14 protein-coding genes are annotated in these 16,330 nt (G+C 67.2%); 8 read left to right on the top strand and 6 right to left on the bottom strand.

The features are described from left to right. Positions 1 to 2: 2 nt before the first annotated feature. Both AAFU51_09935 and AAFU51_09930 read right to left on the bottom strand, forming a co-directional pair. Positions 3 to 653 (bottom strand): TetR/AcrR family transcriptional regulator, encoded by a 651-nt coding sequence (locus AAFU51_09935; protein MEO1571576.1) that lies wholly within the window; start codon positions 651 to 653, stop codon positions 3 to 5. Between the two features lie 65 nt (positions 654 to 718). Continuing rightward, positions 719 to 2,767 carry an acetoacetate--CoA ligase gene (locus AAFU51_09930; GenBank protein ID MEO1571575.1) on the bottom strand — a complete coding sequence of 683 codons (2,049 nt, stop codon included), beginning with the start codon at positions 2,765 to 2,767 and terminating at the stop codon, positions 719 to 721. Positions 2,768 to 3,032: 265 nt separating this feature from the next. On the opposite strand from AAFU51_09930, the gene AAFU51_09925 reads away from it, so the two are divergent. The 3 genes from AAFU51_09925 (at position 3,033) to AAFU51_09915 (ending at position 5,944) form a co-directional block, all read left to right on the top strand. Continuing rightward, entirely contained in the window at positions 3,033 to 4,676 is a 1,644-nt protein-coding gene (locus tag AAFU51_09925) for an NAD(P)H-hydrate dehydratase (protein ID MEO1571574.1), read from the top strand. A 30-nt stretch (positions 4,677 to 4,706) separates the two neighbouring features. After that, entirely contained in the window at positions 4,707 to 5,093 is a 387-nt protein-coding gene (locus AAFU51_09920; GenBank protein MEO1571573.1) for a VanZ family protein, read from the top strand. A gap of 170 nt (positions 5,094 to 5,263) precedes the next feature. Continuing rightward, complete coding sequence (locus tag AAFU51_09915; protein ID MEO1571572.1) at positions 5,264 to 5,944, top strand: energy transducer TonB; 681 nt, start codon at positions 5,264 to 5,266, stop codon at positions 5,942 to 5,944. A gap of 241 nt (positions 5,945 to 6,185) precedes the next feature. Here the strand turns inward: AAFU51_09915 and AAFU51_09910 are convergent, their stop codons facing one another. Both AAFU51_09910 and AAFU51_09905 read right to left on the bottom strand, forming a co-directional pair. Continuing rightward, positions 6,186 to 7,421, bottom strand: coding sequence for a FecR family protein (locus tag AAFU51_09910; GenBank protein MEO1571571.1), 1,236 nt, complete (start codon positions 7,419 to 7,421; stop codon positions 6,186 to 6,188). A 108-nt stretch (positions 7,422 to 7,529) separates the two neighbouring features. Then, on the bottom strand, positions 7,530 to 8,135 hold the full coding sequence (locus AAFU51_09905) for a sigma-70 family RNA polymerase sigma factor (GenBank protein MEO1571570.1): 606 nt from the start codon (positions 8,133 to 8,135) through the stop codon (positions 7,530 to 7,532). Positions 8,136 to 8,429: 294 nt separating this feature from the next. Here AAFU51_09905 and AAFU51_09900 point away from each other — a divergent pair, with 294 nt between their 5' ends. After that, positions 8,430 to 10,838: a cation:proton antiporter gene (locus AAFU51_09900; protein MEO1571569.1), complete on the top strand. Its 2,409-nt coding sequence runs from the start codon at positions 8,430 to 8,432 to the stop codon at positions 10,836 to 10,838. Here AAFU51_09900 and AAFU51_09895 read toward each other — a convergent pair. Together AAFU51_09895 and AAFU51_09890 are read right to left on the bottom strand one after the other, a co-directional pair. Next, positions 10,814 to 13,000, bottom strand: coding sequence for a sulfatase (locus AAFU51_09895; GenBank protein ID MEO1571568.1), 2,187 nt, complete (start codon positions 12,998 to 13,000; stop codon positions 10,814 to 10,816). The two genes, AAFU51_09900 and AAFU51_09895, sit on opposite strands and share 25 nt — an antisense overlap. Positions 13,001 to 13,203: 203 nt before the next feature. Then, a complete protein-coding gene (locus AAFU51_09890) occupies positions 13,204 to 13,641 on the bottom strand; it encodes a hypothetical protein (protein ID MEO1571567.1) in 438 nt (145 codons plus the stop codon). A gap of 375 nt (positions 13,642 to 14,016) precedes the next feature. Between AAFU51_09890 and AAFU51_09885 the strand changes: the two genes are divergently transcribed. The 4 genes from AAFU51_09885 (at position 14,017) to xseB (ending at position 16,252) form a co-directional block, all read left to right on the top strand. Beyond that, positions 14,017 to 14,364 (top strand): DUF4342 domain-containing protein, encoded by a 348-nt coding sequence (locus AAFU51_09885; protein ID MEO1571566.1) that lies wholly within the window; start codon positions 14,017 to 14,019, stop codon positions 14,362 to 14,364. Continuing rightward, positions 14,364 to 15,011, top strand: a complete 648-nt coding sequence (locus AAFU51_09880) for a flavin reductase family protein (GenBank protein MEO1571565.1) — start codon at positions 14,364 to 14,366, stop codon at positions 15,009 to 15,011. The genes AAFU51_09885 and AAFU51_09880 overlap by 1 nt, the downstream gene beginning before the upstream one ends. Positions 15,012 to 15,028: 17 nt before the next feature. After that, positions 15,029 to 15,820, top strand: a complete 792-nt coding sequence (locus tag AAFU51_09875) for a TIGR02757 family protein (GenBank protein MEO1571564.1) — start codon at positions 15,029 to 15,031, stop codon at positions 15,818 to 15,820. A gap of 237 nt (positions 15,821 to 16,057) precedes the next feature. Next, positions 16,058 to 16,252, top strand: a complete 195-nt coding sequence (gene xseB / locus AAFU51_09870) for an exodeoxyribonuclease VII small subunit (protein MEO1571563.1) — start codon at positions 16,058 to 16,060, stop codon at positions 16,250 to 16,252. The last annotated feature ends 78 nt before the right edge of the window (positions 16,253 to 16,330 follow it).

Below are 16,330 nucleotides of genomic sequence, written 5' to 3'. Positions count from 1 at the left end.
GATCAAGCGGGGGCGAGCGCGAGGTTGATCGTCTCAAACGCGTGGTCGAGAAGCGCGTCGGCGTCGAAGCCGAACTGCTGTTCGAGCATGGCCTCCTTCATGGCGCCGACCTGGATCATGCCGTGCGTGAAGCCCCAGAGCGTCATCGCGGTCTTCATCGGGTCGAGTCCTGCGCGTACGGAGCCGTCGGCTTGCCCGCGCAGGATGGATTCGACCATCAGTCCCATGAGTTCTTGGCTCCGGTCCATGGCCGCGGCTTCGTTGTGCTCGGCTTCGGCGGGGTCGAGTTCGCGCGTCTCGAAGCGGGCGAGCGCCTCGAAGAGCACCGGGCGCTCGTGGGCGAACTGGACATAGGCCCGCCCGATGGCGTTGAGTTGGTCGAAGCCGGTCGCGTGGGCGCTCACGGCGGCACGGAAGCGGTCGGCGAGGCTCGCCACGGCGCGGTGCGCGAGGCCGTCGAGGAGGTCGAGCTTGTCCTGGAAGTAGAAGTAAACCAGCCCCCGGCTAAGCCGTGCCTCGCGGGCCACGTCGCCCATCGTGAGCGCATCGACGCCCTTGCGCGCCACCACCACCGCCGCCGCGTCGAGGATCGACTGGCGGCGCTGTTCTTTCTCTTCGGCGCGGCGCTGCGCGGTGATGGACGGAGCGGTCATATCGACATACGTTCGCTTGTAGACAAATTGTCAATCAATGAATCCTTGCTCGGTTCCGCTCGAACTCAACTTTCCGCGAGATAGGTGCCTCGGAAGCTATTTGCCATCTGAGCGAAGTGCTCAACCGCCGCAGGGTTACGCGTAGCATCCTTGTTGAGCGCGGTGCCGGTGTCCAGACCGAGGAGCAGCTTTTTGACGGGCACCTCCATCTTTTTCCCGCTGAGCGTGTACGGCACGTCGGGCACCGCGACGACGACATCCGGCACGTGGCGCGGCGAGCATTCCTGACGCAGCGTGCGCTTGATCTCGGCGATGCGTTCGTCGGTCAGCGTCTCGCCCTCGGCCATGACGACGAAGAGCGGCATCACGTCGGTGCCATCGGGCCGTTCGAGATTGAGTACGAGGCTGTCCTGGAGAAAGCCGAGACCGTCGAGGACCGCATACAACTCGGCGGTCCCAATGCGAACGCCGCGGCGGTTGAGCGTCGCGTCAGAGCGCCCGTGGATGACGAGGCTGCCGTCGTCGAACAACTCGATGAAGTCGCCGTGCCGCCAGACGCCGGGGTACGTCTCGAAATACGCCGCCCGATAGCGAGCATCGTCCGCGTCGCCCCAGAAGAAGACAGGCATGGAGGGCATCGGCTCGGTGACGACCATCTCCCCTAACCCCTCTCCTACCGGCTCGCCGTCGTCGCCCCACGATGCGAGCGCCACCCCGAGCGCGCGGCCCTGGATGCGGCCTCGGTGGACGGGCTTGCCCGGACAGCCGCCCACGAACGCCGTGCACACGTCGGTCCCGCCCGACATCGAGCAGAGCCACACGTCGGGCGAGACGGCGTCGTAGACCCAGTCGAACGCCTCGGCCGGGAGCGGCGCGCCAGTCGAGCCGAGCGAGCGGAGCGCGGAGAGGTCGGTGATGTCGCCGGGGCGCAGGTCTTGCTTCATGCACGCCGTGAGGTAGGGCGCGCTCGTGCCGAAGTGGTGGATCGGGAGCGCGCCCGCAAGCCGCCACAACGCGCCGAGGTCGGGGTGGCCGGGGCTGCCGTCGTAGAGCACCGGCACGCCGCCGAGGAGCAGGCTCGCCTGGAGGACATTCCACATCATCCAACCCGTGGTCGTGAACCAGAAGAAGCGCTCGCCGGGATGCGTGTCGTTGTGGAAGGCGAGATACTTCAGGTGCTCCAGGAGCGCGCCGCCGTGGCTGTGCGTGATCGCCTTAGGCTTGCCCGTCGTGCCCGACGAGTAGAGCACCCACAGCGGATGGTCGAATGGCACCGGCTCGAACGTCGGCGGCGCGTCGGTGCGGTGCGCGGCGAGGGCGTCGGCCCATCGGATCGCGCCCATTTCGTTGACGGGCGGCGGCGTGGGCGCGTCGAGGTCGAGGTACGGGAGGAAGACCGTCTGCCGGACGCTCGGCAGCGCGGCGCGGAGTTCGGCGACTTCGGCGCTGCGGTCGAACGGCTTGCCGCCGTAGGTGTAGCCGTCCGTGGCGATCAGCAGCGTCGGCTCGATCTGCGCGAAGCGGTCGATGACGGTCCGCACGCCGAAGTCGGGCGAGCAGCACGACCACACCGCGCCGAGCGACGCCGTGGCGAGGAACGCGACGACCGCCTGCGGCACGTTCGGGAGGTAGGCCGCCACCCGGTCGCCAGGGCCGATGCCCTCGCTCCGCAAGAAACCCTGAAACGCTGCCACAGCCGCCGTGAGGTCGTCCCACGACACCTCGACAGGCGCGCTCCCGGCCGCCGCTCCGCGCTCCGACTGGAAGATGAGCGCTGGATGCTTGCTGTTCTGGTGCCGGAACGAATGCTCGGCGTAGTTGAGCGTCGCGCCCTCGAACCAGCGCGTGCCCGGCCCAACGCCGCCGTCTTCTGGGCCACCGCTACGGATGCGCGTCGCGGGCGTGTGCGCGATCACGTCGAAGTAGCGCCAGAGGCTTTGCCAGAAGCGGTCCACGTCGGCGACGGACCAGCGCAAGAGCGCTTCGTAGCCCTCGGCGTCGGGCTGCAGTGCGGCGTCGGGCACGCCGAGCCCGGGGCGATTGGCGAGCCAGGCCCGGTACTGCGTGAGGTGCGCGCGGTCGAGGCATGAGGCGGGCGGCGTCCAGAGGGGCATGGGGGAAGTGTGGACGTATGGAGGTGCGGACGTGTGAAAGTAGCGACGAGAGTGTGTGAGGGTAAGAATACGTTAGGGTGCAGCCAGCCATTGCCTTCTCCCCGGTGTCATCCTGAGCGTGGGTCCGCAGGACCGGAGTCGAAGGATCTTGGTACCAGCTTCCAGACCTTTTCGGAGCGCAATGCTGGACCCAGATCCCCCGCCTCCGCGAGGGCAAGCTCTTCGACTCGCTGCGCTCGCTCAGGATGACAGATCACACGACCTCATGCGCCACCTCGACCTCTGCACGCCCGTCTACTCCACCGCCGCCATGCGCGAGGCGGACCGCGCGACGATGGAGGACTTCGGCATCCCCGGCTTCACGCTCATGGAGACAGCAGCACGCGGGGCCGTGCGTGCCATCGCGGAACGCTACGGGCCAATGAAGCACAAGCACGTACTCGTCCTCGCGGGCAAGGGCAACAACGGCGGCGATGGGTTAGCCGTCGCAAGACTCCTGAGCCAGGCGGGAGCGTCGGTCATCGTCCTCACGACAGCCACCGAGCACAACGCAAGCCCGGAGACCGCGCTCAACTTTGCCTTGCTGAAACGCCTTGCTGCCTCCACTACACGCTTGCTCGAACTACGCCATGTAGATGAGAGTCATGATGCGGTCGCTATGCGACACCTAATCGAATACAAGTTCTGGCCCCAGCTCACCATCGACGCGCTCCTCGGCATCGGGGTCAACAGCGAGCTTCGGGAACCCATCCAGTCGATGGCGGCGCTGAGCGTGCTGTACTCCAAGGTGGTATCGATCGACATCCCCACCGGCATCAACAGCGACACGGGCGTCGAAGAAGACGAAGCCGTTGTCATCGCCGATCTCACCGTGACGATGGGGCGTCAAAAGACGGGGCTCCTGCATGGCGACGGCGAGGTCTGCGCAGGCGATGTCGTAACCGTCGACATTGGCATTCCGAAGCACATTGAGGACGAGGTGATGCGGATGCCGGGGTGCGCGTACCTCCCCACCGATGCCTACGTGAGCGCGGCACTGCCAGGACGTGCCCCGGACGCGCACAAGTACGAAGTCGGTATGGCGCTCGTCGTAGCGGGCTCGAACGGCTACACGGGCGCAGCCGTGCTCGCGGCGCAGGCCGCGGCGTGGATCGGGGCGGGCTACGTCGTCTGCGCCACCACGCCGGATACGCAGCGCGCTATCGACGCGCAGGCGCCCGCCATCGCCACGCTCGGGCTGCCCACGACGGAAGGCGGTGGCATCGCTGAGGCTGCGCTCGACGCAATCCTGGAACGCGCCGACAAGGCCAAGTCGGTGCTGATCGGCCCGGGCCTGGGACGTGACCCAGAGACGGTGCGCCTCGTCCTTCGCCTGCTCGATGCGTTCGCGACTGACTTCCCCAACACGCCCGTCGTTCTGGATGCGGATGGCCTGAATGCGCTCGCTGAGGCAGACGACTCGGTGTGGCAGATTGCCCATCGCTACGACTCACCGCGCTGGGTGCTCACGCCCCATCTCGGCGAGTTCCGCCGCCTCGTCGCCGGGTCGGGCGGGGATCCAGACAACCTCGACCTGAACCGCCGGACGTGTATCGTACCAGAGTGGGCCGCTGCCTGGAACGCGGTGTTGCTGCTCAAAGGCGCACCGAGCGTTATCGGGCAGCCCGGTGGTCCCACGTTTGTAGCGGCCTCGGTCAACAGCGCACTCGCGACGGCAGGCTCGGGCGACGTGCTCGCGGGCAGCATCGCCGGACTCCTGGCCCAGGGCGCCGCTCCTTCCGAGGCCACCGTCTGCGCGCTCCACCTCGGCCTTGCCGCCGCCGACCGCTACACCGCCAGCCGGGACGGGCGCTCGATGCAGGCGAGCGACTTGGTCAACCTGTTACCGCAGGTGCTTTTCGATTTCTGATTTGCGGTGGTCCACCCATTCTGTCCGACCATGTCCTCCAATCAAAAATCGTCTATCTCAAATCGCAAATCCCCCGCCTTCGCCTGGACGCTCCTGTGTCTTGCGCTCTTCTCGATTCCAGGTCAGGACCTGCCACCCGACTTGCTCTCGTTCGACAAGGTGGCCCACCTGGGGCTGTTTGCCGTGCTCGGGGTACTGTGGATGCGTGCGATGCCCCGAGAGGCATGGCCTTGGGTCCTCGTCGGCGGCATCGTGTTTGGCATCGGGACCGAACTCTACCAGGGCATGCTCCCGTGGGAGCGCAAGCCGGACCCGTACGACGCCCTGGCAGACGGACTCGGGATGGTACTCGGCGTAGGCTACTGGCTGTGGTGGGAGCGACGTCGCGAGCATCGTGAGCAACTTTCGGACACGTGACGTGTCTGGCTTGATTGAAGGGACCCGCGCTCCGTAGGTTCGTGCACGCTCGCGACGTGCTGATCCGACCGATTTCGGAACGCGGCGGACCCCTTTCCCATTCCCGAAAAGACTAGCCTGGACGCTCCATCCGTTTGGAACGCGTTCGCCCACCTGCCCAGAGGAATCCCATGGCCCTTCGCAAAGCCCCGGAAGCCGACCTGAAGCGACAGTATCCGATCGTGGTTCAGATCGGCATGCTGCTCTCGCTCGGCCTCGTGCTCGCGGCCTTCATCACGCCGTACCGCGCCGAGGCGGAGTTCGAGATCGTCGAGATGGAGATGGAGCGCATCGAGATCGAGGAGATCGAGCAGACGCAGCAGATCGAGACGCCGCCGCCGCCGCCCAAGCCGCCGTCCCCCGTTGAAGTCCCCGACGAAGAACTCCTCGAAGACGAGGAGATCGACCTCGACATGGATCTCGACCTGAATGACGCGCCGCCGCCCCCGCCGCCCCCGCCGCCGGCTGCGGACGAGCCCGAGCCCGAGCCCGAAGAGCCGGAGATCTTTCGCATCGTGGAGCAACAGCCGGTCTTGCTGCCAAACGAGGCTGAGGGCATGGCTGCACTCCAGGGCTGCATCCGCTACCCGGAGATGGCCAAACGCGCTGGCATCGAAGGCCGTGTGTTCGTGCAGTTCGTCGTGGATGAGCGTGGCAACGTGGTCAGCCCGCAGGTTGTGCGCGGCATCGGCGGCGGCACGGACGACGAGGCGCTCCGCTGCGTCCGCGATCTGAAGTTCCGCCCCGGCATGCAGCGCGGTCGCCCCGTGAAGGTGCAGTTCTCGCTGCCGGTGACCTTCCGCTTGCGCTAAGGCGCCAGGGCTCACGCCCCCTCAAACCACAACGCCCCCGGCTGCCACTGCGGCGGTCGGGGGCGTTCGTTTAGGTCCCCGTGCCTGTGGTCCCTGGACGTCCGCCACCGAGATCCCATCGGGATACTCTGGCCAACGAAAGCAGGCCGCACACCATGAAGGGCCTTACCCAGGACTCATGACGAGGGACGCCGCCTACTGTGGTTGAGAAACGGCTACACCCTCTTTTCTTGCGTCGGCCCTACGGCACGAGGCGATAGCCACCCTCGACAGCCTCGACGCGGGAGCCTTGCGAGCGGGCCAAGAGATCGAGGAGGTCCTCGACGGGCATGGCGCGTTCCAGGCTACCAGCGGAGGTGAACGTCTCGGCAGCCAGCGTCTCGCCCACGTCGATGGCGACGCTGTAGTGCGCGCTCAGCTCAGCCGCCGCTACGGAGAGCGGCGTTTGCTCGAAGTAGAAGTAGCGGGCCCACGAGGCGGCCAACTGGGCATCCACGCGCTCCGGTGCCGTCGGGGCATCGCCGCCGACCACCTCGCTACGCTGGCCGGGCGAGAGCGTCACCGCCTGCCCCGGCTGCACCCGCGAGACGAGTTCCACGGCGCCGCTCAGCAGCGTCACCTCGGTCTGTGCGTCCGTCGTCTCGACGGTAAACACGGTGCCGAGGACGGTCGTGCGGGCTGGCGTCGTCTCCACGATGAACGGCTCGGAGCTCTCCCGCACGTCGAAGAGCGCGGTGCCTGCGCGGAGCCGGACGTAGCGCGGCGAGCGGTCGCTGCCGGCCGCGGCCACCATCAGCGTCGTGTTCTCGGCCAGTTCCACCGTCGAACCGTCGGCGAGCTCGATGACTTGGGTCACGCCCGACGCCGTCTGGATCGTGTCGAAGCCGCTGTCGCGCACCAGAATGGAGATGGCCACGGCCACGAAGGCCACCACGGCCACGGCGGCGCTGATGCGCCAGACCCACCGCGCGCCCCCACGCAGCGTCGTCGCGCGTCCGAGGCTACCTCGATCCGCAGCGCGGCGCTTCACGGCAGGATCAGACGTCGAGGTCGTGCTGACTGTCAGGTTCGTCGGCGTTTCCGCACGGACATCAGCCATCGCCGCTTCAGCAAAGGACGCCTCGGCAAGTTCGTCCCAGGCCGCGTCGAACGCCATGCGGTCGGCCCAGACCCGGCGCACGGCCGCGCGGAGGCCCGGATAGCGATGCACGGCGGCGTCGAGATCGGCCTTGGCAGCGGCTACGCGCGCTGCTTCGTCGTCTGACAAGAGTGCGGGGTCGTCCTCGCCGAGCGCGTAGAGCACAAAGAGGTGCCGGTCGGGCACCGCCGCGTCGAGGTCGGCGCGGACGGTCACGCGGACGGCGCGCCACCGATCGAACGCCGCGCGGAGGTTAGCGTCCTCGGCCAGGGCAGCACGGAGCGCGGCCTGCTCGGCGGGTGCGAGGGAGTCGTAGAGGGCGAGGGTGTCCGGAGACATCGGAGAAGAAGCCATCGGAGTCGGCGGCGTCAGCGTGGTTGGCAGCCCGTTGGGCGTGGGAGAGAAGTCGGGGACGCGGGGGGTGCGTTGTGCGAGCGTTGTACAAGGTCAAGCCAGCCCTTTGAGAGCCGCGCCCAGCGTGGGCAGCGTCACAGAGCCGGCGAGGATCACCGCGAAGACTGCGAGGAGGTCGCGCAGCTTTTGGAAGGCGCGCTTGACCTGCATCTTGACAGCGGCCTCGGTGGTGCCGAGCGTCTCGGCGATCTCGGTGTAGCGGTAGCCCTGCTCACGCAGCTCGATGATCTCACGAGCGTGGTCGGTCAGCTCGGAGAGGGCGCGGTCGAGATCGAGACCCAGGCCGGTGCTCGCCGTCGTGTCGGGGCTGGCGGGGCCGGGGAGGTCGGGGTCGAACAGCGACTCGCGGGCGGTGTAGCGGCCCCGGTAGAGGTCTTGCAGTTCGAAGAAGGCCGCTTTCATCGCGAACGCCTTGAGGCGGGCGGGGTCGTTGAGGTCACCGAGGCCGGTGTGGACGCGCACGAGGGTGTTCTGGACGAGGTCGTCGATCTCGGCGCGGTGGCCGGCGCGCTTGATGAAGAAGCCCCGGAGGATCGGTTCCAGGGCGCGCAACAGCCGAGACCGGGCGATCTCATCGCCGTTCTGGGCACGGACTACGAACGCGGCGTCCAACACGGACTTGGACCGAGGCGCGGACATGGGCAGGGGTGGTTTTGCGAGGGGAGCCGCCACGCGGCGGCGAAAGGTCACAAGGTAGGGGTTGGTGACTGAGGCAGTGAGGCAGTGAGGCAGTGAGGCAGTGAGGCAGTGAGGCAGTGAGGCAGTGAGGCAGTGAGGCAGTGAAAAGGTGTGCGCCCGATTTACCACGCCAAGTCCCATGGTGACACCGCCACACCGCGACACCGGCCCACTCACCAACCACTTCGGGTAGGACCCGTGAACAATCCACCCGGGGTGGTATTCTCTGGCATCCGGTCCCCAACTCCTCACCCCATGCCCTACCCCGTCTTCGCAGCCGGCGCGCTGCCCGCCTACCTCACCGAAGTCGTCGCGCTGGTGCTGGCGGGGGCCGTCATCGCCTACGTCTCCAAGCGGATCGGGCTGGTGCCCATCGTGGGCTTTCTCATCGCGGGCGTCATCATCGGGCCGAACCAGTTGGGCCTCGTCAAGGACATCGAGCTCGTCGACGCGACGGCGGAGATCGGCGTGCTGCTGCTGCTCTTCACCATCGGCATCGAGTTCAGCTTAGAGAAGCTCGCCAAGATCCGGCGCCTCATCGTGGGCGGCGGCGGCCTGCAGGTCGGGCTCACGACCGCGGCAGTGACGCTCATCCTGCTGCCCTTCGGCGTTGACTGGAAAGTGGGCATCTTCACGGGCTTCCTCGTCGCGCTCTCCTCGACGGCCATCGTCCTGAAGCTGCTCGGCGACCGCAACGAGACGGGCACCGAGGCCGGGCAGGCGTCGGTGGGCCTGCTCATCTTCCAAGACATTGCGATCATCGTGATGGTGCTGCTCGTGCCGATGCTGGCGGGCGCGGGCGGTGGGCCGCTCGACATCGCGCAGGCGCTCGGGACGGCCCTCGGCGTGATCGTGCTCGTGTTCGTGGTGGCGCAGCGGCTCATGCCGCCCCTTCTCGAAGCGGTGGCGCGGACGTGCTCGTCGGAGGTGTTCCTGCTCGTGATTGTAGGCATTTGCCTCGGGACCGCCTACCTCGTCGGCCTTGCGGGCGTGTCGATCTCGCTAGGCGCGTTCCTCGCGGGCCTCGTCGTGAGCGAGTCGAAGTTCTCCGAGCACGCCTTCGGAGAGATCCTGCCGCTCCAGATCCTCTTCTCGGCGACGTTCTTCGTCTCCGTAGGGATGCTGCTCGACCTCGGCTTTCTGGTGCAGAACCTGCCGCTCGTGCTCGGCATCGTCGTGGTGCTGTTGCTGCTGAAGGCCGTGATCGCGATGGCGAGCGTGCGGATGCTGGGCTACAGCCTGCCGGTGGCGGCGGCGACCGGCCTGACGCTGGCGCAGGTGGGCGAGTTCTCGTTCGTGCTGGAGCGCGCAGGCCGCGAAGTCGGGCTCACCCCTGCAGGCATGGGGGCGGACGGCGCGCAGACGTTCATCGCCGCGACGGTCCTGATGATGGCTGCGACGCCGGGTCTGGTAGCGCTCGCGGGCCGCGTGCAGGGCAAGCTTCGGGACAAGATGGGCGCAGCCAGCGACGCCGCGGCGCCGATGCCCACCGTCGACGACGCGCACTTCGCACACCTCCACGACCACGTGATCGTGGCGGGCTACGGCGGAGCCGCCCGGAAGCTCGTCCGGGTGCTACGCGGCTCGGGCGTGCCCTTCGTGGTGGCGACGCTTTCGCCAGAGGGCGCCCGCGAAGCCGAAGCCATGGGCCTACACGTGTTGCGTGGCGACTACTCGAAGCAGCACATCCTCAACGCGCTCGGCCTCGACCGTGCCAAGCTGCTCGTCATCCCTGACGACGGCCCGGCGATGGCACACCGCGTTGCCGCCGTAGCAGGTGTGCTCAGCCCGACCACCCGCATCATCGCGAGCACGCGCACGCACCTGGACATCCACCACCTGAACGAGGGCGGTGTAGACCGCGTGATCGCCGAGGACCTCGAAGCGCTCGTGGCGCTCTTCGAGGAGGTCCTGCGTCAGTACCAGATCGAGCCGGATCGCATCCTGGACGCAGAGGAAGCGCTCCGCGCGGGCAACTACGCGGCCTTCGACCGCGATGCCGAGACGGTCGAGCCCGTCGTGACCGACGAGGCCAGCCACATGACGCGCACGGTCACCATCCGCAAGACCGCGATGGCCGCAGAGCGGTCGCTCGACGAGCTTCACCTCGACGAGCACGACGTGACGGCGCTCGCTGTCGTGCAGGACGGGACGACCTACGAGCACCCCGGACCTAGCACGGTGCTGCATCCCGGCAACACGCTCACACTCGAAGGGCCGACGGACGCGTTCAAGCATCTCGCGCCGCTCTTCCGTAGTGACCCGGGCGAGGGCTCGGCAGGCAACGACGGTGGCGATGCAGGACCGCCACCACCGAACCCGTACCCAACGCCCTCGCAGGTTACGCCTTCGATGCGGCGGCGGATCGACACCGAGCGAACGTACACGCTGGAACCCGACCCAGAGGCCGCGAAGAAGTGCTCACACCTCCACCAGATCCGGCCGGTCCAGCCCTCGGCCCACGGCTGTGAGGATTGCCTCAAGACCGGCGACTGGTGGGTGCACCTCCGCATCTGCATGGTCTGCGGGTATGTCGGCTGCTGCGACTCGTCGCCCAACCAGCACGCGAGGAAGCACTACGAGGCGACCGGCCACGCCATCATCCGCTCGCTTGAACCCGGCGAGACATGGGGCTGGTGCTACGAGGATGATGTTACGCTCTGACGCTCGGTAGCGAGCGCGCGGGCCTCTTCGTAGGCCAACTCGACGCTGTGACGCCACCGGACAAGTTCGGCCTCGACGGCGCGGCGTTCGCCCTCAGGGAGTTCGTGGGCGATGTTGCGCAGTTCGAACGGGTCGGCGATCGTGTCGAAGACCATCATGGGGCGGCGGCGGCCCCAGTAGATGTATTTCTTCCCGTCGACACGCAGGGCAAGGGCATTGCGGCCGCTCTTCATCGTGTGGTAGACACGGCGTCCAGGCGGCGGCGGCGCAAACATCGAGTGCCCAGGTAGTGTCCCGTCCACGAGGTCGTAGTCGAGCCATTCTGCAATGGTGGGCACGACATCGATGTGATGCCGTCCCTCTCCGTCGCGGATGCCTGCAGGGATACCAGGTCCGAAGAGGACCATCGGTACGTGGAGCACTTCGTCCCAGAGCACATCGCCGTGTGTGCGTGCGCCGTGTTCACCGAAGGCCTCGCCGTGGTCCCCGGTAATAACGAAGAGCGTCTCGTCGAGCAGGCCGCGGTCGCGGAAGAGCGCAAACACCTCGCGGAGGTAGACGTCGGTGTAGCGAATCGCGTTGTAGTAGGCGTTCAGTTCATCGTCGCGGACGTACCTGCGGAGAGGGAAGTCGGGCGGTGTATCGTAGGGGTGGTGGGCCGAGAGCGTGAGGAGGCTGAGAAAGAAGGGACGCGGGTCGGGGTCGTCGAGCCAGCGTTCGAGTGTGGGGAGCGTGATCCGGTCCTCGTAGCCGAAGTAGGCTTTCGGTGTGTACCCGTCCGTGTCGTGGTCGCCGTCCCCTAGCATTTCCTCAAAGCCGAGGTTTTCGAGGATGAGGTCCTTGCGCTCGAACTCGAACGTGGCTGGGGTAATGAACGCCGTGCGGTAGCCATGTGCGCGAAGCATGGACGGGAGCCCAGGCGTCGGCAGCCCACCGGGGAACGCTTCGGCTTTCTCAACGAACGGGACGGGGCTCGGCGGCACGCCGCCAAAGACCGTCACAATCGACTTGTTGGTGTACGACGCCGAGGCGTACGTCCGCTCGTAGACCGTGCCGCGCCTAGCGAGTCCGTTCAGGAACGGCATGGTGGCGAGCGTGCTGTCGTAGGGCGTGGTGGCGGTGGCGCGGACGGATTCGAGCAGGATCACTACGACGTTGCGCCGTTTCGTCTGTGCTGTCGAGTCGGGCGTCGCGGCGTCAGAGGTCTCCGCGCCCGGGACCAGGCGGAGGTGGTGGGTGTCGAAAGCCATCGCGTCGCCGCTGGCCTCGGGGACCGGCTGCTGCGTGTCGTGGTAGGCCGTCGCGAGGAAGCGGGCGACCGCGCTCTCGACCACTCGCTCCGTCGCAGGAGGCGGCATGACCATCAGGCCGAGCATCACGGCGGTCGTTCCCCACACCAGGTAGGCCGCGCCGCTGTGCGCTCTCGGTGCTTCCGGGAGGGCTGCTTGCCGCCGTCGCAGCGCTGTCACGAGCATGGGACCGAGCAGAATGCTCCCCGGCAGCAGCGCCACCATCACCTTCGTCGGTGACGCGCTGTCTAGCAACACCGGCAGCAACGCACGCGCATTGGCGACGACATCCATGGCGGGGTAGTAGACCCCAGGCATCCCAATCGTCAGGCAAAGCATCGCCTCGAAGGCATAGAACACCGCCACGCCCACCGCGCCGAGTTGAATGGCGGTACGGCGCAGGGCGAGCGATCCGGCGCGCGGCGGCGCGGCCAGCCAAGCCGTCGAGGCGAGGAGCAACAGGCTCACCCACACGAGGTCCCACTGCATGTAGGCCAGCGGCAGCGTGGAGAGCCAGCCCTGGAGCCACCAGACGGGCAGCGCCTTCGCCGCCTGCCAGGTCAGCACGCACGCCCCCAGCCCGAGAGCGACGGCTACGGCCGGGTGCCGCCTGCGCGTCATCGCGATGGTGGTCACGCCGATGCCCAGCCCGAGCGCGGGCAGCGGCGCATACATCCAGATGCGCCCCAGGAACCCATCCAGCCCGATCATGCCCACGTTGCTCATCTCCATGAGGCGACTCACTACCACCAGGAACACGAGCGGCGCGAACAGCGACGCGAGCCACACGCCATCGACGGCCCGTCGGGAACGCTTGGACGAGAGTGAAGCAGGTCGAAACCGGCTCAAGAGAGCGTGGAGAGACGAACGCATCGGGTGGGGACGGTTCTGAGGCGATGGAGTCGTGGCAGGGCTCTCTTCTAGTTCAAAGACCCTGCCAGCACACGTGCTCGCAGGGCCGGATTGGGCAGGTTTTCCCCAACGAGAGACGGCACCCCCGCCGAGACCTGAGCCCCGACGAGAGTGCCGCCAAGATGTCCGGCCTTACGGGGCCGGGTTGCGCTAGCGCGCAGACCTTACGTGCAGGTCGGGAAGGTCGTCGGCGCGGCCGTCAGACCCGTGCTCACCTGGGTGGCAATGTTCGACGGCGTGGTGCCGCAGACGACCATCGCAACGCCGGTCCCGAGGGTCGTGTTGAAGCCGGTGATGCGAACCGCACCCGAGTTGATCGCGAGTGTGTACTCACCGTTGAGGTTGGTGTACGCACCGGCGGTGTTGGTCTCGTAGCCGAGCTTCGCGAGCGTGAGGGCGGTGAAGGCGCCGTTGCCGCCGCCGAAGGCCGTCGGCTTGAGGTTCCAAGCCTGCGCGTCCGAAGCGATGCGGATGGCGTCGTTGACCTGCGCGTCAGCGTTGGCCTTGACCTGGTTCTCGCTGAACGACTGGATGCCGACGACGACCGCGAGGCCGACGATGACAATGCCGAGGACGAGAAGGAGAAGTTGCTGCTGTCCCATGTTGGGTACCTCCTGGAGGGGTTGGTTGTGGGGTGGCGGTGGTAACCGCCGCTGTGTGGTTGGGTGTGAATCACGGTGCGACGGGGTGCCGCTTTCGGAGCAGGTGCCCCTTTGCGTGTTCGAGGGGGACCTGTACCAGGACCGTGCCTGTTCTCGGGTGCCCGAGTCCGTCCCCAGCGCTTTTCGAGGGGCCACGCCGTTTACTAGCGCCTGCTGTTTCGCTTTTTTTACGCGCTAGGGGCAGATTTTGATAGCGCACCCTTCCACCCAGAGTGTCCCCTGTTTTCGACACGGGCGAAAGAACCCCGGCCGATTCCCTTTCGTAATAGCGGCGCTCGCTTTTCCCCAAAACGCACGCCGCTCACGGCCCCTCCCATGTCCAACGACCGCTCCCCCCTCGACGACGCCAAGGCCGTCGGTGAGAAGACCCTCCAGGAGGTCAAGGTGGCCGGCTCACAACTCGTTGACAAGGTGCGCGACCTCATCGAGGAAGGCAACGTCCGCCGCATCGCCATCAAGAAAGACGAGCGGACGCTGCTCGAAATTCCGCTCACGGTCGGCGTGGGTGCCGGTGCGGCTGCGGTGCTGCTCACGCCCATGCTTGCGGCGCTCGGCGCAATCGCGGCGCTCGTGACAGACATCACGCTCGTCGTTGAGCGCGACGCGCCTGATTCGGAGGCGCGCAACCTGGCTCCGGGCCTTTCCCCGGACGAGGACGCCTAATGCCTACGTTTCGCATCGACGGCCATCCGCCCGCGGAGGTCTACAAGCTGCTCGTCTCGGCCGTGGTCCCCCGCCCCATCGCGTGGGTGTCCACGTTGAGTGAGGAGGGTATAGCCAACCTGGCCCCCTACTCGTTCTTCAACGTCGCCTCCATCGACCCGCCGGTGCTGATGTTCGCTCCGCAGATGGCCCCACAGCCCGACGGAGGCGCGCGCATGAAGGACACCCTTGCCAACCTCCGCGCCACGGGCGAGTGCGTCGTTCACATCGTCCCGCACACGCTCGCGGACGCCATGAATCAGACGAGTGCCGCTTGGCCCGCCGACACGAGCGAGTTCGAGGCGTGTGGGCTGACGCCCGTGCCATCTGAGAGTGTGGCCCCCCCGCGCGTCGCCGAAGCGCCCGTGGCCTTCGAGGCCGTGCTTGACCGCATCGTGTCGTTCGGCGACGGGCCACGCGCGGGACAGGCCGTCTTCGTCCGGATCGCCCTCGCCCACCTCACCGACGGGGCCACCGCAAACGGGCGCTACGCCGACACGCACCTCCTCGACCCCGTCGGGCGCCTCGGCGGCACCGGCTACGTGCGCGTGAAAGACGGCGTCTTCGACCTCGAACGCCCGACCGTTGACATGGGAAGCGCGAAGTGAGAAGTAGGAAGCTTGACGTGGAGACTGCGGACGATTTCCTGTTAGAACTCAAGCCTCGCCTAGACGCGCTCGTCGAGCGGTACGAGCGCCCTGCGTTCATCGCCGACGACCCGATCTCGGTACCGCACGGCTTCGACGACCCGCGCGATCAGGAGGTGATCGGGTTCTACGCGGCGCTCCTCGCCTGGGGCCGCCGCTCGGTCATCCTGAAAAAGGCTGCCGAGTTAGCCGAGCGGATGGACTACCGCCCCTACGCGTTCGTCCGCGACTTCAACGCCGAGCGCGACGGGGCGCGGCTCGGTGGCTTCAAGCACCGCACCTTCCAGCCGCAGGACGTCCTTGCCCTCACCGGCGCGCTCTCGCACGTCATACATGCGCACGGCTCCCTCGAAGGCGCGTTCGCCGCGCACCTGCCAAACGACGCGCCGGACATCGGCCCCGCGATCCAGGGCTTCTCCGATACCGTTCTCCAGCACGCACAGTTGCCGCGGCTCCGCAAACACGTCGCCCGCCCGTCCACCAAAAGCGCCTGCAAGCGCCTGGCGATGTACTGCCGCTGGATGGTGCGCCCCGGCCCCGTCGACCTCGGGCTGTGGACCGCGATCCGCCCCGCCCAACTCGTGCTGCCCCTCGACGTGCACACCGGGCGGCAGGCCCGCAAACTCGGGCTCCTACTTCGCACGCAGGACGACTGGCGAGCCGCCCAGGCGCTCACGGCTCGCTGCCGCGCGCTAGACCCCGGCGACCCGTGCCGCTACGACTTCGCGCTCTTTGGGCTCGGTGCCTACGACGACCAGCCGATCAAATAGCGCTGCGCCATCACGGGCTTAGTGGATTGTCGGTGCACGCCGCACCAAACCGTCCAAGGCCCCCGATGTAATCGCTTACACGAACGAACGGTGTTAACCGGGCGAAACCGACGGTCGCCTCGCACGTCTCTGAGGCGCGTAGGCTTTTCCCACACGCTCAAAGCCCACGGGGTTTCCCCGGCTGTTTGGAATAGGCCCCACGCCTATCTTGCACATCTGTAGCCCACGCCTTTCATTATGCCTGACGACGCCCCGCTCCCGTTCGAAGCTGCCCTCCAGCGCCTCGAATCGCTCGTCCAGGCGCTCGAAGACGGCAACGCAGACCTCGACACGAGCCTCGCTCGCTACGAAGAGGGCGTCGGGCTCGCGCGCGACCTGCTCGCCCGCCTCGACGCCGCGGAACTGCGCGTGCAAGAACTCGCGCTCGAATAGCGCGCTGCCCCTCCCCGCCTCTCTACTAGGGTCCTCTGCACTTCTTCGGACCCGCACTTCCCGCTACCCACTCGACGC

Source organism: Bacteroidota bacterium, from assembly GCA_039821555.1.
GTDB lineage: Bacteria > Bacteroidota > Rhodothermia > Rhodothermales > Rubricoccaceae > JBCBEX01.
The sequence above is the reverse complement of the archived record's forward strand: the minus strand, read 5'-3'. Positions and strand labels throughout refer to the sequence as shown.